Annotated in this window: 17 protein-coding genes and 1 tRNA gene; 10 read left to right on the plus strand and 8 right to left on the minus strand. The window is 63.9% G+C overall.

From position 1 onward, the window contains the following. Together FJ418_RS25250 and FJ418_RS25255 are read left to right on the plus strand one after the other, a co-directional pair. The coding region (locus tag FJ418_RS25250; protein WP_181167085.1) for a 2-oxo acid dehydrogenase subunit E2 at positions 1 to 282 on the plus strand (282 nt) is incomplete at its 5' end. A 137-nt stretch (positions 283 to 419) separates the two neighbouring features. Next, entirely contained in the window at positions 420 to 1,577 is a 1,158-nt protein-coding gene (locus FJ418_RS25255) for a DUF930 domain-containing protein (RefSeq protein WP_140870283.1), read from the plus strand. A 62-nt stretch (positions 1,578 to 1,639) separates the two neighbouring features. Here the strand turns inward: FJ418_RS25255 and FJ418_RS25260 are convergent, their stop codons facing one another. Together FJ418_RS25260 and FJ418_RS25265 are read right to left on the minus strand one after the other, a co-directional pair. Beyond that, the gene (locus FJ418_RS25260; protein WP_140870286.1) at positions 1,640 to 2,314 is read right to left on the minus strand and encodes an HAD family phosphatase; all 675 of its coding nucleotides are present in this window, start codon (positions 2,312 to 2,314) and stop codon (positions 1,640 to 1,642) included. A gap of 89 nt (positions 2,315 to 2,403) precedes the next feature. After that, entirely contained in the window at positions 2,404 to 3,045 is a 642-nt protein-coding gene (locus FJ418_RS25265) for a hypothetical protein (RefSeq protein WP_140870289.1), read from the minus strand. A 190-nt stretch (positions 3,046 to 3,235) separates the two neighbouring features. On the opposite strand from FJ418_RS25265, the gene FJ418_RS25270 reads away from it, so the two are divergent. Genes FJ418_RS25270 through ptsP form a run of 5 tightly spaced genes read left to right on the plus strand, consistent with a single transcriptional unit; the run spans position 3,236 to position 7,957 of the window. After that, the gene (locus tag FJ418_RS25270; RefSeq protein ID WP_140682591.1) at positions 3,236 to 3,673 is read left to right on the plus strand and encodes a transcriptional regulator GutM; all 438 of its coding nucleotides are present in this window, start codon (positions 3,236 to 3,238) and stop codon (positions 3,671 to 3,673) included. Between the two features lie 53 nt (positions 3,674 to 3,726). Continuing rightward, positions 3,727 to 4,494, plus strand: a complete 768-nt coding sequence (locus FJ418_RS25275) for a PTS glucitol/sorbitol transporter subunit IIC (protein WP_127867858.1) — start codon at positions 3,727 to 3,729, stop codon at positions 4,492 to 4,494. 15 nt (positions 4,495 to 4,509) lie between these two features. Then, positions 4,510 to 5,514: a PTS glucitol/sorbitol transporter subunit IIB gene (locus FJ418_RS25280; protein ID WP_140641477.1), complete on the plus strand. Its 1,005-nt coding sequence runs from the start codon at positions 4,510 to 4,512 to the stop codon at positions 5,512 to 5,514. Between the two features lie 27 nt (positions 5,515 to 5,541). Further along, the gene (locus tag FJ418_RS25285; protein WP_140658568.1) at positions 5,542 to 5,922 is read left to right on the plus strand and encodes a PTS glucitol/sorbitol transporter subunit IIA; all 381 of its coding nucleotides are present in this window, start codon (positions 5,542 to 5,544) and stop codon (positions 5,920 to 5,922) included. 49 nt (positions 5,923 to 5,971) lie between these two features. Next, positions 5,972 to 7,957, plus strand: coding sequence for a phosphoenolpyruvate--protein phosphotransferase (gene ptsP / locus FJ418_RS25290; RefSeq protein WP_140870292.1), 1,986 nt, complete (start codon positions 5,972 to 5,974; stop codon positions 7,955 to 7,957). A gap of 17 nt (positions 7,958 to 7,974) precedes the next feature. Here ptsP and FJ418_RS25295 read toward each other — a convergent pair whose 3' ends face one another. Further along, a complete protein-coding gene (locus FJ418_RS25295; protein ID WP_140785531.1) occupies positions 7,975 to 8,757 on the minus strand; it encodes a hypothetical protein in 783 nt (260 codons plus the stop codon). 152 nt (positions 8,758 to 8,909) lie between these two features. Between FJ418_RS25295 and FJ418_RS25300 the strand changes: the two genes are divergently transcribed. Then, complete coding sequence (locus FJ418_RS25300) at positions 8,910 to 9,920, plus strand: sugar-binding transcriptional regulator (RefSeq protein ID WP_140855695.1); 1,011 nt, start codon at positions 8,910 to 8,912, stop codon at positions 9,918 to 9,920. Positions 9,921 to 9,971: 51 nt separating this feature from the next. Here FJ418_RS25300 and FJ418_RS25305 read toward each other — a convergent pair. The 5 genes from FJ418_RS25305 to FJ418_RS25325 all read right to left on the minus strand — a co-directional run bounded on the left by FJ418_RS25305 (position 9,972) and on the right by FJ418_RS25325 (position 14,727). Then, a tRNA-Pro gene (locus FJ418_RS25305) sits at positions 9,972 to 10,048 on the minus strand. Positions 10,049 to 10,101: 53 nt separating this feature from the next. Then, complete coding sequence (locus FJ418_RS25310; RefSeq protein WP_140870295.1) at positions 10,102 to 11,394, minus strand: O-antigen ligase family protein; 1,293 nt, start codon at positions 11,392 to 11,394, stop codon at positions 10,102 to 10,104. Further along, entirely contained in the window at positions 11,391 to 12,926 is a 1,536-nt protein-coding gene (locus FJ418_RS25315) for an undecaprenyl-phosphate glucose phosphotransferase (RefSeq protein ID WP_140870297.1), read from the minus strand. The genes FJ418_RS25310 and FJ418_RS25315 overlap by 4 nt, the downstream gene beginning before the upstream one ends. Positions 12,927 to 13,022: 96 nt before the next feature. Continuing rightward, complete coding sequence (locus FJ418_RS25320; protein ID WP_140870300.1) at positions 13,023 to 14,153, minus strand: glycosyltransferase; 1,131 nt, start codon at positions 14,151 to 14,153, stop codon at positions 13,023 to 13,025. 10 nt (positions 14,154 to 14,163) lie between these two features. Continuing rightward, positions 14,164 to 14,727 carry a polysaccharide biosynthesis/export family protein gene (locus FJ418_RS25325; protein WP_140870302.1) on the minus strand — a complete coding sequence of 188 codons (564 nt, stop codon included), beginning with the start codon at positions 14,725 to 14,727 and terminating at the stop codon, positions 14,164 to 14,166. Between the two features lie 262 nt (positions 14,728 to 14,989). On the opposite strand from FJ418_RS25325, the gene FJ418_RS25330 reads away from it, so the two are divergent. Together FJ418_RS25330 and FJ418_RS25335 are read left to right on the plus strand one after the other, a co-directional pair. Continuing rightward, positions 14,990 to 17,227, plus strand: coding sequence for an exopolysaccharide transport family protein (locus tag FJ418_RS25330; protein WP_140870305.1), 2,238 nt, complete (start codon positions 14,990 to 14,992; stop codon positions 17,225 to 17,227). 287 nt (positions 17,228 to 17,514) lie between these two features. Further along, positions 17,515 to 17,949, plus strand: coding sequence for a peptidylprolyl isomerase (locus FJ418_RS25335; RefSeq protein WP_140641495.1), 435 nt, complete (start codon positions 17,515 to 17,517; stop codon positions 17,947 to 17,949). Positions 17,950 to 17,987 lie beyond the last annotated feature (38 nt).

Below are 17,987 nucleotides of genomic sequence, written 5' to 3' on the forward strand. Positions count from 1 at the left end.
TTGAAGCCGGAAGAGTATCAGGGCGGCACCACCGCTGTGTCCAATCTGGGCATGTTCGGCATCAAGGACTTTGCCGCCGTCATCAACCCGCCGCATGCGACGATCTTGGCGGTTGGCGCCGGCGAGGAGCGTGCGGTGGTGAAGAAGGGCGAGATCAGAATAGCCACCGTGATGTCGGTGACGCTGTCGACTGATCACCGCGCGGTCGACGGCGCGCTTGGCGCGGAACTGCTCGGCGCCTTCAAGCGCTTGATCGAGAACCCGATGGGCATGCTGGTGTAAGCCAACCCTGCAGGCCTTTGATCCGGCTTGCTCTTAACGCCACGGACCCTCCGATCACCGACTTGTCAGGCCGGCAGCTCGTAGGAAACCCGGCCTAGCGCTTGAAGCCGCCGCTATTTCGTTCCACATCGGGCGCTATGAACGGCAAGATGCGGGAATGGTTTCGGAATTGGCGGTGGGCCTTGGCCGCATCGCTATTCCTGCATGCCCTGATTGCAGCGTTCTTGTTCCTTGGCTTGCCGAGACCCGACCAACAGCCGGATCAGCAGGAACAGCCGGTCAATGTCGCGATCGTGCCGCCGCCCGATCAGCCCAAGCCCGCTCCAAAGCCGCCGGAGCCAACGCCTGAAAAGAAGGCTGAAAAGCCGCCTGAGCAGGCCGTGCAAAAGCCACCGCCTCCGCAGCCGCCGAAACCGCAGGACATTCCGGTTCTGAAGCGCGTTTTCCAGTATGGCGAGAAGGATACCGGCCCGGAGAAATCTCTGAACGGAGGCAGCGCTCCAGCCAACGCGCCGTCGCCAGCCCAAAATGAACCAGCGAAGCCGCCGGTCGCACCGAAGCCGGCGCCCGACCAACCAGCTGTCGCAACGCCCGAGCAGCAGGCGGATACCAGCAAGGCCCAAGAGAAGCCGGCAACCGCCCCGCCGGACGAAAAACCCGCGCAAAGCGAGGAGAAGCAGGCGACCGAGGACATTGACAAGCAGCAGCCGGACAAGGCGTCGCAACCCGCCGAGAACCAGGCGGCCGAAGCGCCAAAGCCGTTGACGGCCGAAGCCGGCGACAAGCCCGCACCTCCATCGTCAACCGAAAAGGCAAAGCCTAAACCTTCCAAGGCGATGAAGTTCAAATCGGCAAGAGCCTTGAGAGCGCCAAGCGGTAACCCAGGAAGGTCAAACCCCGCCGACGCCGAGGTTGCGGGATCGCCGATCTATTCCGGCCTGCCGGGCGTCAGAAAGCTTTACTCGCCGGGTGCGACCGGCAACGCGCTGGCCACAAGCTCGATGGAGAGCGTGCCGCGCGATCAGCGCGTTGCCAATCTTTGCGCCAACGTTCTGAACCAGGAATTGCAAAGTGCCGATTACTCGCCCAAATGGCTGCCGACTATTCCCCTGAAGCAGGGCAATGTTCTTAACCCTACGCAGGCTGCCTTCAGCACGACAACGCAATGGTACGATCTGAGCTTCCGCTGCGAGGTCGACGCCGATGCAACGAGGGTCCTGTCCTTCAACTTCCGTGTGGGGGGACTGGTCCCGCCCGGTGAGTGGACCCGGCGTCGTTTCCCCAGTCTCCGCTAGAGCATGATCCCGAAAGTGGGAACCGGTTTTCGGAGAAGATCATGCTCCAACAAAGACTTAGATCAGGCCGGAACACCAAGCCCCGCCAATTGCCGGCCGACTTCGTGCCAGTCGGCGCAGACGAAATCGGCGCCGGCAGCCTTCAGCCGCGCACCGTGCTCGGGATAAGTGTGCCCGCCGCCGGTATAGCCGATCGCGATCATGCCGGCCGCGACTGCGCCCTGGACGCCGAGCGGCGAATCTTCGACGACGATGCAGTCGGCCGGCTTCGCCCCCATTTTCTCGGCGGCGTAGAGGAAGATGTCGGGCGCCGGCTTGCCGTTCTTCACCATCGAGGAGGAAAAGATCGCTTCGCCGAAGAAGCGTGACAGCCCGGTCAACGACAGGCTGTGGTTGATGCGTTCGACCGAGGATGACGAGGCAACGCAGCGGTCTCCGGCAAGCGCGCTCAGGAATGGCGCGATGCCCGGCGTCGGCTTCAGCTCCTCGGAAAAGAGCAGCTTGGTCTCGGTCCAGATATCGCCGTCGGCGGCGGGCGGAAACTGATGGCCGGTCAGTTCCTTGATTTTGAAGATGATGTCGGACTGCTTCATGCCGATGCATTGGGCGATGATGCCGCCATGGACGCCGGGCATGCCGTGTTTCTCGTAGACGCGCTCATAGGCTTTGGCGGCCAGCGGTTCGCTGTCAACGAGAACGCCGTCGCAATCGAAAATCATCAGTCTAGGTTGCGCCACGCGCTTCTCCCGGCTCCTGTGCCAATGCGCACATCGCTATCGATAAAAAGTCAGATGTTCAATAGTCGGGCGGCTCCGTCCCCAACGCCTCAAAGCTGGCGCAGCGCCTCGTTCACCGGCGTGGATCCAAGCGCGCGCTGCATGGCCTGGCGCGACTGCGCGCGGTCGGGTGTGATCCAGTTGGGCTCGGCGCCGAGAAAGCGGTCGAGAAAGGCCACGGCATAGGCGGGCATTTCCGTTGCGTTCTCGCGGTAAGACCACCAGGTTCGCAGGTCGTCGGCGCATTTGTCGATGCTGGGCGCCGTGCCGAACTCCTGCTCGTGCACGGCCAGGATCGCCGATACGCAGTAGTTGGTATAGAGGAAGCCTTCCGGCCAGAAGCGCACGATTTCCGCCGTGCCGGCATTGGCCTCGCTCTCGATCATGTCGGTGAGGCCGGAAATCTCCCGCGCCGGCGCCTGCCGGATCAGCTCGCGCAGCACAAGCCCGGCGGCGAAGACAATGAAGTCGGCGCGGTCGACGGCAGCGAATCGCTTCTGCGCTTCCATGACTTCGATCCAGTCGAGGAAAGCGCGCGTCAACTTGGCCTCGTCGATCTCGAAGCGCACGCCGAACGTTTCGGACACCACTTTCGCGCTGCTGCGGAAGGTGGCGCGGAACCAGCGCAGCTGCCGCAGCCGGTGGCGAAGGTCCGGCATAAGCGCGAGTTCGTGCCTGAAAGGCAGGTCCATGTCTCACTTCCCGTTTGACGGCAGGCTAGCACAGGCGTTGCCGATGCCGAAATCGGTCAGCCGCCTGTGGAGCGTTATAACGGCTAATATAATACATGTTGACATTCTAGGAAACAAATGTTCTCACTTTCGGGTCATCTCACCTCCGTCCAATATGCGTCGGAGGAACGAGAGTCGGGAGGAGTACCGAATGGCGATCTGGCAGTGGGCGCTGCTTCTGCTGTTTGTTGTCTGGGCGCTGCAATCGCTGGGCGTCTGGCTGCAGATGCGGCATTATTCGGACGTCTTCAAAGGCGTCACCGGAGAGTTCAAGGACGGCTTTGTCGGCGCTGGCAATTTCCGCGGCCGGCTTGCCAAGGGCACCATCGCGCTGGTCGTCGTGACGCCGGATCTGATCGTGCGCCGCATGATGGTCATGAGCGGCCGCTCGGTGCTGACCAAGTTCAAGCGACATGAAGAATTCGAGGGCGTCCCCCTCGATCGACTCCGGTCCAACCCTGCGATCATGGGGGAGGGGGAACCCGGTGTAGCCGAGGCCGTGAAACGGGCGATCGAGCAGATCGACCGCGCGCGGTCGGAGCCGGGGAAGAAGCCGGGCCTGTCCGGCTTGAACGTAGCAAGGGCATAAACGGACGCCGGCAGCCGGCTGGGAATGACCGGCAGGGGTCATAAGGAGGAGAAATGTCTGTTATTTCGTTATTGGCGCAGCATGCCGACCTGGCGGTGCATAACCTGCATGTCGCAGGCACCATGGTCTCGGATGCTGCCTGGCACGGCAAGCTCGGCGTCGAGCATGCCACCGATCATCTTGTTGTCCTGGCGCAGGCGACGACCGACAACGCGCCGGTCACCGCCGATCAGCTGAAGGAACAGCTGAAGAACGTGCAGCAGGAAGAGCAGCTCGGCTGGCTGACCGCGATCGGCAAGTATTTCATCGGCATCTTCCAGAAGGGCGGCGAAGTGTTCGCCGGCTTCGTCACCGGCATCATCCCGACGCTGGTGGTGCTGATGACCGCCTTCTACGCCGTTACCGAACTGGTCGGCGAAGAGCGCGTTCACGGCCTGGCGCGCGGCGCCGGCCGCATCGCGCTGACCCGTTATACGGTGCTGCCGGTCCTGTCGGTGTTCTTCCTCACCAACCCGATGGCTTACACCTTCGGTTCTTTCCTGGAAGAAAAGCACAAGCCCGCCTTCTACGACGCGGCCGTGTCCTACGTGCATCCGCCGCTCGGCCTGTTCCCGCATATCAACCCCGGCGAATATTTCGTCTGGGGCGGCATGCTGGTCGCGCTGCTCGACCTCGAGAAGCGAGGCGTCATCGCCAACGGCTACCACGTCAAGGTGGCCATCTGGTACGCCATCGTCGGCCTCGTCGTCATCCTGCTCAAGGGCATGCTGACCGAGCGCATCACGGCCATCATGGCACGCCGCCAGGGCGTCGAGCTCTAAGGGCGGGAGGACACCATGGCCAAGACATACAAGGCAGTAAAGATCTCGAAGGGGTCCACCGGCTGGGGCGGTCCGCTGGTCATCGAGCCGACCGAACAGCGCAGCAAGGTCGTGTCGGTAACCGGTGGCGGCATTCATCCGGTGGCGCAGCTTATCGCCGATATGACCGGCGCTGAGGCGGTCGACGGCTTCAAGGCGCCGCCGATCGAAAGCGAGATGGCGGTCGTCGTCGTCGACTGTGGCGGCACCGCGCGCTGCGGCGTCTATCCGCGCAAGCGTATCCCGACCGTCAATCTGACGCCGGTCGGCCAGGCGGGTCCGCTCGCCCAGTTCATCACGGAAGACATCTACGTTTCGGGCGTGAAGCCGGCCAATGTCACAATGGCGGACGGATCCGAAGCGGTCACCACTGCGGGGGGAGCAGCATCGATGAGTTCAAGCAACAACACTGCATCCAGGGCGGCCGAGCCGCTGCCGAGCGAGGGCGGGCTTATCGGCCTGATCAGCTCGATCGGCCGCGTCATGGGCCGCGTGGTCGGCATCTTCTTCAATTCCGGCCGCCGCACCATCGATCAGGTCATCCGCAACGTGCTGCCCTTCATGGCCTTCGTGACCATGCTGATCGGCCTGATCCTCTATACCGGCATCGGTGACGTGCTGGCGCAGCCGATGGGTCCGCTTGCCAACAACATCGTCGGCCTGCTGGTCATCTCGGCCATCTGCGGCCTGCCGTTCCTGTCGCCCATCCTGGGACCGGGCGCGGTCATCGCGCAGGTGATCGGCGTCGCCATCATCGGCCCGCAGATCGCCAACGGCACCATCTCGCCCGCCATGGCGCTGCCGGCGCTGTTTGCCTACAACACCCAGGTGGGCTGCGATTTCGTTCCCGTCGGTCTGGCGCTCGGTGAGGCCAAGCCGAAGACGATCGAAATCGGCGTGCCGGCGGTGCTCATCAGCCGCCAGATCATGGGCCCGGTCTCCGTGCTGATCGCATGGGTCGTCTCCCTGATCGTGTTCTAAGTCGTCAACAGTATCGAGGTTCGCCATATGTCGGTTCTTCTCAAGACACGGGTCACTGCTATCGGACCCGAAGTGGCGGACCTCGCCGAGGGCGGCGTGGTCATCCTGTTCGCGGATGGCTCGCCTCCGGAACTGGCCGAGGTTTCCGTGCTTCATCTGGCAGAGCAGGGACCCAGTGACGACGCACCGCAAAAAGGCGCGTCGATCACGCTCGGACCGGTTTCGGCTGTGATAACGGCGGTCGGCTCCACTGCGTGGAGCAAGGTCCGCGAGATGGGTCACGTCGTCATCTCCTTCAACGGAGCGACCGAGGCTGAAAGGCCGGGCGAAGTTTGCGCATCCGAGGTCGATACCGGAGCGCTCGTGGCGGCGCTTACGCCGGGCGCTGTCATCACCATCGCCGCCTGATAATATCCGCGCTGTCTGTCGACGGCGCCACAAACCTAGAGTTATTGCCATGGAACGCTCGACCATCGTCAGAGTGCATGAAGGTTTGCACGCCCGTCCCGCCACGCGGTTCGTGAAACTCGCCAAGGGTTTCGAATCCGATGTCGAGCTGGTCAAGGACGGCAAGGCAGTCAGCGCCAAGAGCTCGGTCAAGCTGATGCTGCTGGCGGTCAAGGAAAACCAGGAAGTCACCGTGCGCGCCAACGGCGCCGACGCGATCGAGGCTATCGAGGCGCTGATAGGCTATCTGGAGAACCCGCGCGCCGGCCTCGACGACGAGGGCGAGGCTGCCGAAGCTGACTCCGAAGTCACAGCCGCCTTGTCCGTTCCGCAAGCCACGCCGCCGACTGCGGCGTCGCCGGATGGAGCACCAAAACTCCAGGGTATCGCCGCCAGCGAAGGCGTGGCCATCGGGCCGGCCTTTGTCCATTTCCCGCCGGAAATCGAGGGGCCGGGCAGGCGACTGCAGGCCGATGAGATCGACAGTGAACTCGAGCGCTTCCGCGGCGCTGTCGCCAGCGTCCAGGCGCGCATGGACCGCACGCTTGCGGAGAACAATCTCTCCGCCGGCGACCGTGGCATCGTCGCGGCGCTGCGCGACATAGCCGCCGACGACAGCCTGACCGGCGAGGTCGAAAGACTGATCCGGGGCGGTGACGACGCGGTCTCGGCGGTCATTGCGGCCGCGGCCACCATCGCCGCCGATTTCAGCGCGGTCGACGACCACTATCTCAACGCCCGGGCCGACGACGTCCATGCCGTCGGCCGGCAGATCTGCCTGGTGCTGCTCGGCCAGGACGAAGTCAGCCTGGAGACGATACCGCAGGGCGCGATCCTCATTGCCGACGACATCGGCGCCTGGGATCTGGCGCGCGCGCCGCTGAAGCGCATCGGCGGCGTGATCTGCGGCCATGGCGGCGCCACCTCGCACATCGCCATCATCGCCCGCTCGCACGGCATTCCGGCGGTGCTGGGTCTGGGGGATAAGATCAACGAGTTGCGTGCGGCCAAGGAGGTCGCCATCGACGGCAATGCGGGGCACGTTCTCGTCGACCCCGACGAGGCCACGCGTACTGATTTCAACAGGCGCGTCGAGGCGGCGGCGCAGGAGCGTGCGGGCCTCAAGGTGTTCAAGGGCCTAACCCCGAAGCGCGCCGACGGCACCGTGATCGAGGTCGCGGCCAATATCGGCTCGCTGGAGGAGATCGAGGCGGCGCAGGAAGCCGGCGCCATGGGCGTCGGGCTGTTCCGCACCGAGCTGCTCTTCATGCGCCACATGCATCTGCCGTCGGAGGACATGCAGGCCGAGACCTACAGCGCCTTGGCCAAGGCGTTTGCGCCGCATTCGGTCATCGTGCGCACGCTCGACATCGGCGGCGACAAGCCGATCGCCGGCATCGAATTTCCGGACGAGGAAAACCCCTTCCTCGGCTGGCGCGGCATTCGCATGTGCCTGGACCGGCCCGACATCTTCAAGCGCCAGCTGCGGGCGCTGCTGCGTGCCGCCGTTCACGGCAACATCAAGGTGATGCTGCCGATGGTTTCGGAAATCGCCGAGGTGACGCGCACCCGCGCGCTGGTCGATGAATGCGCGGCGGAATTGAAGGCCGAAGGCGTTGCGCATGCAAGCTTCGACCTCGGCGTGATGATCGAGACTCCCGCCGCCGTGCTGATCGCGCCGGCCCTGGCAAGGGAAGTGGCGTTCTTCTCGATCGGCACCAATGACCTCACCCAGTACATCATGGCCGCCGACCGCCTCAATCCGACGGTCGCCAAGCTCAATGACGTCACCAATCCGGCGGTGATGTCGGCGATCGAGCTGACGGCCAAGGCGGGTGTCGCCGCTGGCATCATGGTGGGCATGTGCGGCGAGGCCGCCGGCCGTCCGGACCTGATCCCGGCCTTCGTCGGGATGGGCCTGACCGAACTCAGCATGAGCCCGGCCTCGATCCAGCGCGCCAAGAAGACGATCGCGGCCATGGTGGCCGAGCGATAGCGGATCCTCACGGCGGGTTACGTCAGATGCGCGAGCAGCGTGGCGAGAACCGGTGTCAGTTCCTGGACGGCATTGGCCTGGGCGCAGGCCTGCCGGATGCGATCCTCCCGCACTTCGGCCGCCAGCACCGCGATCTCGAGAATGTCGGGCTCGGGCGTGCCGTCGGCCTTGGTCGCCAGTCCGCAGGCAAGCACCACCGGCGCAAGGCATCTGATGTCGAGAGACCGGTCGCCGGCTATCGCCGGGCCTGTCCCGATCTCGCCAGGCTGAACAGGACGGTGGTTGAGGCATTCGACGAGGAGAGCCGCGCAGGCCGCCGCGACCTCATCCGTGGATGCCGCGTCGCCCGTCGCGGCAGCCAGAAGATCGGCGTGGCGCTTGCGCATCGCTGCGTGCACGGCGGAAAAGCCCGCCTCGTGAACGCGCGGATTGTCGATGCCGTAGCCGGCGAGAACCGCGCGGGTCAGATAATACATGTCACGCCTGAACTGGCGTTCGCCGCCGATCTGCCGGTCTTCGTCGCCTTGCGGGAAATAGGTCCGCAGGCTTTTGACGGTCGTGCCGTCGACCTTGAGCGGCCGGGAATGCGGAACGAAGGATTCGGCGATCGTCAGCGCTTCGTCGACGGCCCTTGCGGCATGGCCAAGCAGGCTGCGGCCCGGGAAGGGCGGCAAATTGCCGGCGATGTCGTGCGAGGTATCGCCGGCGCTGTCGTGGCGGTTCTGGCGGATCGCGTCGCGCAGTTCCCGAAGCCGGTCCTTCAGGTTGGCGCGGACGTCTTCGGAAATTTGTCGCAGCATCGCCAATTGCCTCGAAACGCTGAAGCCGGTCAGGGCTTGGGGCGCCAGTCGCCCTCTCTAGATTGTTCGTCTCGATTGGTAGATCAATAGGCAATATTTAACCAGCATGCAGAATCGGCGAGGCAGCATCATCGCCGGGCTTGGAGGGGAAATTGGGCAGGCGGCGGCAGGGCGAATCCGAAAACGGCAGGGCGGCGGCTGAGGCATCCGAGCAGGTCGTCAGCGAAAGCCGGACCGACCGCCTCAGGATCCGCGCCGCCTGGATGTATTTCGTCGAGCAGATGACGCAAAACGAGATTGCCGACGTGCTCGGCGTCGGCCGCGTCACCATCGTGCGCATGCTGGCGGAGGCGAGGGCGCGCAACGAGGTGAAGATCACCATCGAGAGCGAGCTTTTGGAGATCGTGCGGCTGGAGCGGGCGCTGGAGAAGACCTTTGGGCTGCAGCAGGCGCTGGTCGCGCCGCTCACGGATCCCAACGCCGATCCAATCCCGGCAATCGCCGCCAAGACCGGCATGTTCCTGTCCGATGCGATGAAATCCGGCATGCGGGTCGGCGTCGGCTGGGGCGTGACGCTATTCCATACCTTGCCCTTCATCAGCGCCAAATCGCTGACCGATTTCAGCGTGATTTCGCTGCTTGGCGGCGTCGGCGTCGCGCGCCGGGTCAATCCGGCCGAGTTCGCCTGGCGCTTTGCACAAATCTTCCAGGGCGACGGTTATCTGATGCCGACGCCGGCCGTCGTCGACAGCGTCGAGACCAAGATCGCGCTGGTCGAGCGTTGCGGCCTGCAGGAGATTTTCGAGATGGCCGATGCGCTCGACGCCGTTCTGTTGAGCGTCGGCGGCATCGCTTCGGCCACCACCTTCTCGCGCGGCGGCTTCCTCAAGGAAGCGGACCGCGAGGCCCTGCTGGCGCGGGGCGCCGTCGGCGACCTTCTGTTCCATTTCTACGACCGCAATGGCGATCTGGTCGACCATCCGGTCAACAGCCATGTGATGTCGGTGGATGTCGATCGCCTGCGTAAGGCGCCGATCCGCATCCTCACCTCAGGCGGCGCCGAGAAGACCGAGGCGCTGCTCGGTGCCATGAACCTGATTGCGCCGACCATCCTGATCACCGACGAAGAAAGCGCGCGCCGCATGCTGGCCGCGCATACATAAACTCGCCTGGCACATTCGTGCCGTCTTCGTGGGGGATTTCAAGGATTTAAATGGTCGGAGTGGCCGGATTCGAACCGACGACCCCTTGACCCCCAGTCAAGTGCGCTACCGGGCTGCGCTACACTCCGGACCGGGTGGCGATGTATCGTGATAAGGCGGTGCGGGTCAACCGAATTCGGTCCTATCGCGCAGGTGAAATTGCAAGCAGGGATGCAGGCCTTCCCAGCCGCAATTCCCGCTGGTGCCGGTACTCCAGCGCGATCGCGCCCCAGATCAATCCGAGCAACAGGTAGAGATGGCGCCAGTGGTCGATGTCGATGAAGGTGCCGAGACCGATATTGCCGAGATAGGCGACATAGGCGCAAAGCAGATAGGGCTGCCACGGCCGGTCGCGCAAAAGGATGCGGAAGCCGGCCCCGATCGTCCATAGCGTGAGCGTCAGGAACGAGACGAAACCAAGCCAGCCATAATCCATCAGCGCCTTCAGCCAGATGTCATGCGTGTCCTCGCCATAGATCGTGCCGAAGACCAGCGGGCCGATGCCGAACGGGTGCTCCATCGCCAGCTGGAAGCCGATCGAATAGCGGGCGAAGCGGCCAAGCCGCGCCGAGTCGTAACTCTGCTCGAGTTGCGCGCGCTGCGTGAACATGTCAGACACGCCGGGCAACTGCAGGATGACGATGAAGGCGATGACCAGCAGCGCCATGGCCGCGATCGTCATCACCACCACACGCAGCCGGAACTTGCCGCTGGCGCTCTGCAGGAAGAGGCACGCGGTGAGCAGCACCGCCGAAACGGCGAACATGCCCCAGGCGCCGCGCGAAAAGGAGAAGAAGATGCCGGCGGTGACGATGAGCAGCGGCACCGCCAGAAGCGGCATGCGCGACACCGGGCCGGTCAGGAGCAGATAGAGCAGGTAGGTGCCGGGCAGCACCAGGAATGGGCCGAACACATTCGGATCCTGGAAGGCGCCGGCCGCGCGGTCGTATTTGGTGAACATTTCCGCGCCCGGAAAGGCATGGAAATAGCCGGCGATGCCGAGCAGCGACGTCGCCACCGCCGAGACGACATAGGCGATGAAGATAAGCCGGTAGAGGCTGGGCTGGACCGAGGTCACCGAGGCGAAGAACACCGCGCTGAAGGCCAAAAACAGCGAGACGGCGAGATAGAGCGGCGTGTTGGCGAGGTCCGCCATCTGCGTCATGGCGATCATGCCGCCGATGTTCATCGCCACCAGCAGCACCAGCAACGGGACGATCGCACGCGAGATTCGAAGGCCGAACAGCGCCCAGACCGCGATCAGCCCTGCCATGTAGATTTCGTAGGGCGCCGGCTCGCTGATGACGAAGCCGGAGAGCAGGATGCCGACGCCGATCGCCGCCGACGCGATCAGCGAAATCAGCTTGGCGTTAATCGCCTCCGGCGACAACTTGTTGACAGCCTGCGGCTGCAACGGATGGGCGATTGCGCTCAATAGGCGTTTTCCGTGTTGAGCAGGCGGATCGGCGTCAGGAACAGGATGCGCAGGTCGAACAGCATCGACCAGTTCTCGATGTAGTAGAGGTCGTATTCGGTGCGCATGCGGATCTTTTCGTTGGTGTCCATCTCGCCGCGCCAGCCGTTGATCTGCGCCCAGCCGGTGACGCCGGGCTTGACCTTGTGGCGGGCGAAGTAGCCGTCGACCACCTCGTTGTAGAGCAGATTGTGCGACTGCGCGGCGATGGCATGCGGGCGCGGCCCGACCAGCGACAGCGAGCCGAACAGCGAGTTGAAGAACTGCGGCAGTTCGTCGATCGAGGTCTTGCGGATGAAGCGGCCGACACGGGTGACGCGCGGATCGTTCTTGGTCACTGTCTGCTTGGCGGTCGGGTCGGACCGGTCGGTATACATCGAGCGGAACTTGTAGACCTCGATGATCTCGTTGTTGAAGCCGTGCCGCTTCTGCTTGAACAGCACCGGGCCCTTGCTGTCGAGCTTGATGGCGATCGCAGTGGCGAGCATCACCGGCGAAAAAAGGACGATGCCGACAAGTGAGAAGAAGATGTCGAAGGCGCGCTTGGCGACCGAATCCCAGTCGTTGATGGGCTTGTCGAAGATGTCGAGCATCGGCACCGAGCCGATATAGGAGTAGGCGCGCGGCCGGAACTGCAGCGCGTTGGAATGCGCCGAGAGCCGGATGTCGACCGGCAGCACCCAGAGTTTCTTGAGCAACTGCAAGACGCGCGATTCGGCGGTCAGCGGCAGCGATACGATCAGCATGTCGATGCGCGCGATGCGGGCGAATTCGATGAGCTCGGAGATGGTGCCGAGCTTCGGATAGCCGGCGACGATCGGCGGCGAGCGCTTGTCGTTGCGGTCGTCGAAGATGCCGCAGATGCGGATGTCGTTGTAGGGCTGCTTCTCGACCGAGCGGATCAGCTGCTCGGCCGCCTTGCCGCCGCCGACGATGAGCGCGCGGCGCTCCATGCGGCCGTCGCGCGCCCAGCGCCGGATGAGGCTGGACATCACGAGTCTCAGGCCGAAGATCAGCACGAAGCCGACCGCGAACCAGGTGCCGAACAGCAAGCGCGAATAGTCTTCCGACGCCTTGATGGCGAAGGCGGTGAGCGCCATCAGCGCGAAGCTGCCGGCCCAGACCAGCAGCACGCGGCCGAAGTTGGCCAGCGGGCGCATCAAAGCCTCGATCTGGTAGCAGTCGGTCACGTCGAGCAGCACCACAGCCAGGAACGACGTCGCCGCGATCGCCAGCGGATACTGCCAGGCCAGATAGCTGAAGAAGCCGACATAGTAGAAATAGACGCAGAGCCCAGACAGGAACAGCATCGCGAACTCGACCATGCGCAGCACGCCGCTGACCATGATCGGCGACATGGTATCGCGCCGGTATTGTGAGGCGACCTGGCGCGCTACATCGTTGATGCCGCCCGGCTTTTCGCCCCCGGCGGGAGTGTCGTAGTTGCGCACCGCATCCATGGAAAAGCGGTGCGCGGGGTCGATCTCATTCATGGGAACTGTCCGCGAGCTTCGCGCAACTGCATAGCAAAAGAGAGCTAAGAAAGCCTTGAAACAACCGGTGGTTTTGGAGTTGTTGCGGCCCGCGGCCTATTTGTGCAGCGCGGCGAAATAGGCCTTCTCGATATCGGCGGCCATGACGTCGGCGCCGAATCGGGCCTTCAGCTCATCGGCTTGCTGCATCAGTTTTCGATAACCGTCGAAGTCGCTGAGCGCCGTCCCCATTTTGGCGGCGAGCTGGGATGCGTCAGGCCGGATCAGGGCAGGGGAGTTTTCGCCGAAGATTTCCGGAATGCCGCCGACCGCGGTCGCGATCATCGGCATGCCGGCGGCCAAGGCCTCGAGCACGATATAGGGCATCGCCTCCGCGCGGGACGGCACGACGATCAAATCGGCCAGCGCGAAAGCGTCCCTCGCCGGCATGGGCGGCAGGAAACGGACGTGGCTCTCCAGGCCGAGCCGCTCGACCTGAGCGTGGTAGCGCAGCAGGTCGTCGCCGTCGCCGACCATCACTGCGCTTAGGGGGCGTCCGAGCTCGTTGCCGGCCAAGGCCAGCGCATCGATGAAAATATCCGGACCCTTCAGGTCGCGCATCATCCCGATGTACAGGAAATCGGCGGCATCTGCCGCCGTCGTCACCGGTTCGAATTCGGCGGCGCGCAGGCCGTTATAGACCAGCCGGTTGGGTATCGGCGGCTCGCCGACCTTGCGGCGATAGGTTTTCCGCTCGTAGTCGGAAACGAACAGCAGGCAGTCGGTGAAGCGCGCCATGAAGCGCTCCAGGCCGAAGAACAGCTTTCCCGTCGCCGTCGTTTCGTCATAGTGAAGGGAGCCGCCATGCGGCGAATAGAGGCGGGCAACGCGAAACCTTGATACCCGCAACAGTGAGCCGAACAGCCGGGCATAGGCGCCACCCTTGGCGCCGTGCCCGTGCAGCACGTCCGGCCGCAATTCCTGGATGATGCGATAGGTGCGCCAGGCCGAGGCGAGATCGCCCGGCCCGACGTGGCGCTGCATCGGCGTCCGATGGATGCCGAGCGCCAAACTGTCCTTCATCGCGTCGAACAAGCGCTCCTCATAGTCGCCGCCGGTGGTCGAGTCGCAGACGATTCCCACCGCATGGCCGGCGGCGACCTGCGCCTCGGTCAGGTCGCGCACGTGCCGGAAGATTCCTCCGACAGGTGAGCGAAAGCAGTGGACGATCCTGAGATTCACCGCCACGACGGGTTTTTCAGAACAGGCGTTCGCGGACGTAGACGGTGTCGCCGGGCAGGAGCGGATCGGATGTCAGAACCCGACCGGTCATCACCTTGCCGTTGATGTCGCGGGTGATGTCGACGCTCCCCTGATTGGCGCGCGGCGTAAAACCGCCGGCGATGGCGACCGCCTTTTGCACGGTGAGTCCCGGCACGTAGGAATACTGGCCGGCGGCACCCACTTCGCCCATGACGAAGATCGGCCGGTAGCGGTCGATTTCGACCGAAACGTCAGGATCGCGCAAATAGCCTTGGCGCAGCTTGTCGGCGATCACCTTTTCCAACTGCTGCGCGGTGTGGCCGCGCGCCGGCACCGCGCCGACCAGCGGGAAGGAGAGATAGCCGGACTGGTCGATGCTGTAGGTGTTGGTCAACCCATCCTGCTCGAACACCGTGACACGGACGCGGTCGCCGGCGCCGAGTCGGTAGGGCTGATCGAGCACTTCATGGAAGGCGGCGGGTGTCGGGCGGTAGCTCGAACAGCCGGTCAGCAGCGACAGGGCAAGCAAAGCGCGAAAGAGGGAAGCAGTGCTTTTCATGACCGGCCAGGAACCTTCATCGCTCTTGCCGCAAGTCGCGGCCAACCCCAGGAAAGTGCGACCGTTATCATCCTGTTAGGGTTAATGGGTGGTAAAGGAGCTCGGTCCGGGAGAGCGGAGATCGGCAAAAAGCTCAATTGTTCTATTGCTTTCGCCCAATCTTCTTTGAGTGCTCTCTAATAAGCGCTCATTCTGATCTTAACGGGTGAGTTACCATAGTTGTTTACGGTCCATCCTCGACTCAAAGTTCGGAGCAGGATGCATGTCCGTTCAGTCCGCGGCCGCAGACGTCGATGTCGATCTGAGACAGCTCTTCGCCAGCCTGGCGAGGAACTGGCTGCGCATTGTCTTCGTGACGCTTCTGGTCACCGGGCTGGCCTTCGCCTTCGCCTGGCTCGCGACGCCCTACTATAAGGCGACAGCCAAGCTGGAGATCGGCTCGCGCGAATCGGAATACACCCGGCCGCCGGGCACCAACGATGACGACAAACCGATTCTCGACGAGCAAGGCGTTGCGACCCAGGTCCAGATCATTTCCTCGCCCGACATCCTCAAGCAGGTGGCGACCAAGCTCAACCTGGACAAGTTGCCGGAGTTCGACGAGACGCTGAAAATGTCGTCGCTCGGGCGCGCGCTTGTGCTCGTCGGCTTGAAAAGCGATCCCTTCGATATCCCGCCGGACGAGCGCGTGCTGAATGCCATGCACGACAAGCTCAATGTCTACGCCGTTGAAAAGACGCGTGCGATCGCGATCGAGTTCGCCTCGAAGGATCCCAAGCTCGCCGCCGACATCGCGAACGGCATCGCCAACGCCTATATCGCTTCGAAGGGCGACGCCAAGCTCGAATCGAACGCCGCCGCCACCGACTTCCTGGCGCCGGAAATCGCCGACCTGCAGAATCGCGTCAAGGACGCCGAGGCCAAGGTCGCGGCCTTCCGTGCGCAGTCCGACCTCTTGATGGGCGGCAACAATGCGGTGCTTCCGACGCAGCAGCTCTCTGAACTGTCGAGCGAATTGTCGCGCGTGCGCGCCAGCCGAGCCGCCGCCGAGGCGAGCGCCGAGAGCGTGCGCCGGGCGCTGCAGAATGGCGGTTCGCTGGACAGTGTGCCGGAAGTCCTGTCTTCCGAGCTGATCCAGCGCCTGCGCGAGCGCCAGGTGGAGCTCAAGGCCAACATCGCCGATCTTTCCACGACCCTGCTCGACAACCATCCGCGCATCCGGGCGCTGAAGTCGCAGCTGGCCGATCTCGACGGCCAGATTCGCAATGAGGCGCAAAAGATCATCCGCGGCCTGTCGGCCCAGGCCCAGACGGCCAAGGCCCGCGAGGATCAGCTGATCGCGGACGTCAACACGCTGAAAGCCGCCTCGGCGCGGGCCGGCGAGCAGCAGGTGCAACTGGACGCCTTGCAGCGCGACGCGAATGTTCAGCGCCAACAGCTTGAATCCTATATGGCAAGTTACAATGCCGTGGCTTCGCGCAAGGATCGCAGATACTCGCCTGTCGCGGCGAGCCTGATCGCGCAGGCCCAGGTGCCGTCCCAGCCCTATTTCCCGAAGATCGGGCCGATCACCGGCGCCGCCGCCGCTGCTTCGCTGCTGCTGATGGCGATCGGCACGCTGCTTGGCGAGCTGTTCTCGGGCCGCGCCATGCGTCCGGCCGCCGGCGCCCGCTTCGCCGATATCGAGCAGGTGGCGATGCCCGCGACCAGGGTGGAACCGATGATCGCTGAAGCACATGGCGAAGGTCGGGCCTTTGCGCCTTACGAGGAAGCCGAGCCGGGGCATTCGATTGCGGAATCGGAACTGTCGAGGCCGGCCGAGCGCGAGCTGGCGGAGGTTCGCGCTGCGGTTGTCAAGCAGGCCGAGCCCAGCGAATCGGCCCCGGAGCCAAGGCAATCCAGGCTGGGCGAGATCGATGTCGACAAGGCCGCGGAGAAGCTGATCGCTTCCGGCGCCGCGCGCGCGATCTTCGTGTCGCCGGAAGGCGACGAGGCGGCCGCGTCCGCCGTGCTGGTGGCGCGCGAAGTATCGGATGCCGGCCTGCGTGTGCTGCTGCTCGATCTCACAGCATCGGGCGCGGCGTCGCGGCCGATGCTGGACACAAGCCTCTTCCCCGGCATCACCAATCTGCTCGCTTCCGAAGCGCAGTTCAGCGACGTCATCCATCCCGATCTCTATTCGGATGCGCATGTCATTCCGGTCGGCACCGCCGACCCTGTCCGCGCCATGCGCGCCGCCGACCGGCTGCCGATCATCATGCAGTCGCTCACCACGGCCTATGATCTCGTCGTGGTCGAGTGCGGCCCGGCCGACGCGCAAGGCATCGGCCGCCTTGTCGGCGACGGCACCGAAGTCTTCCTGTCGATGCTCGAGGCCGACGACCAGGTGACGCAGGCCGCGGTGAAGCTGATCGAGAACGGCTATCCCAACCTGACGCTGGTCACGCCGGTCGGCCACGAACCGGGAGATCCATTGCCCGGACGCCGGTCGGCTGCGTAAGGCTGGAGGCCGACAAGGCTGTCCTGCGCTGCCGCGGCGCCTGCTAAGGACAACCGCGAGGAACCGGAGGCCGAGACCGCAGCGAATCGAGCACGGCTCAGTCGGGGGGCATGACAGTCCTTAGGTGCAAGACCGAGCCGGGGCATTTCTCGGCGGCCCCCGCACTTTACATCGGCGGCATAGCACCTAGTTTTGATGTTTCGCGCTGCGCACTTTGGTGCGTGGATGATCAAGAGCGGACCGTGAACCCTAGGCCGGTCCCTCGAAACTCCCAAAGGATAGCTGTTATGACACAGGCCAAGAATGGCGACACTGTACGTATCAACTACACTGGGCGTCTGGTCGACGGCACCCAATTCGATTCTTCCGGCAGTGAACCGTTGCAGTTTACACTGGGCGAAGGACAGGTAATTCCTGGTCTCGAAACGCATGTCGAAGGCATGGAGGTCGGCACGAAAAGCACCGTCACCGTTCCCGCTGACGCCGCGTATGGTCCCCATCGCCCCGAAGCGGTCGTAGTCATCGACCGCGCCAGCGTGCCGGAAAACATCAACGTCGATATTGGCACCCGATTGCAGGCCCGCACCCGCGAGGGACGTCCCATGCAAGTAACGGTCATCGGCGCGGACGACGCCAGCGTCAAGCTCGACGGCAATCATCCGTTGGCCGGAAAGGACCTGGTGTTCGACGTTGAATTGGTCGAGATCGTTCAGGCGGCGTAGTTAGAACTGAACGACTGCCCCAGGATCGCGGTCAAGAG

It is taken from the genome of Mesorhizobium sp. B2-8-3, assembly GCF_006440815.1.
In the GTDB taxonomy this organism is placed as follows: Bacteria; Pseudomonadota; Alphaproteobacteria; order Rhizobiales; family Rhizobiaceae; genus Mesorhizobium.

What these genes read in the sequence shown, in the direction of transcription:
- FJ418_RS25285 (WP_140658568.1), top strand. Translation starts at nt 5,542, where the DNA reads ATGTCGGTTCTTCTCAAGACACGGGTCACTGCTATCGGACCCGAAGTG.
- FJ418_RS25335 (WP_140641495.1), top strand. Translation starts at nt 17,515, where the DNA reads ATGACACAGGCCAAGAATGGCGACACTGTACGTATCAACTACACTGGG.
- FJ418_RS25295 (WP_140785531.1), bottom strand. Translation starts at nt 8,757, where the DNA reads ATGCTGCGACAAATTTCCGAAGACGTCCGCGCCAACCTGAAGGACCGG.
- FJ418_RS25280 (WP_140641477.1), top strand. Translation starts at nt 4,510, where the DNA reads ATGGCCAAGACATACAAGGCAGTAAAGATCTCGAAGGGGTCCACCGGC.
- FJ418_RS25270 (WP_140682591.1), top strand. Translation starts at nt 3,236, where the DNA reads ATGGCGATCTGGCAGTGGGCGCTGCTTCTGCTGTTTGTTGTCTGGGCG.
- FJ418_RS25255 (WP_140870283.1), top strand. Translation starts at nt 420, where the DNA reads ATGAACGGCAAGATGCGGGAATGGTTTCGGAATTGGCGGTGGGCCTTG.
- FJ418_RS25315 (WP_140870297.1), bottom strand. Translation starts at nt 12,926, where the DNA reads ATGAATGAGATCGACCCCGCGCACCGCTTTTCCATGGATGCGGTGCGC.
- FJ418_RS25275 (WP_127867858.1), top strand. Translation starts at nt 3,727, where the DNA reads ATGTCTGTTATTTCGTTATTGGCGCAGCATGCCGACCTGGCGGTGCAT.
- FJ418_RS25265 (WP_140870289.1), bottom strand. Translation starts at nt 3,045, where the DNA reads ATGGACCTGCCTTTCAGGCACGAACTCGCGCTTATGCCGGACCTTCGC.
- ptsP (WP_140870292.1), top strand. Translation starts at nt 5,972, where the DNA reads ATGGAACGCTCGACCATCGTCAGAGTGCATGAAGGTTTGCACGCCCGT.
- FJ418_RS25325 (WP_140870302.1), bottom strand. Translation starts at nt 14,727, where the DNA reads ATGAAAAGCACTGCTTCCCTCTTTCGCGCTTTGCTTGCCCTGTCGCTG.
- FJ418_RS25330 (WP_140870305.1), top strand. Translation starts at nt 14,990, where the DNA reads ATGTCCGTTCAGTCCGCGGCCGCAGACGTCGATGTCGATCTGAGACAG.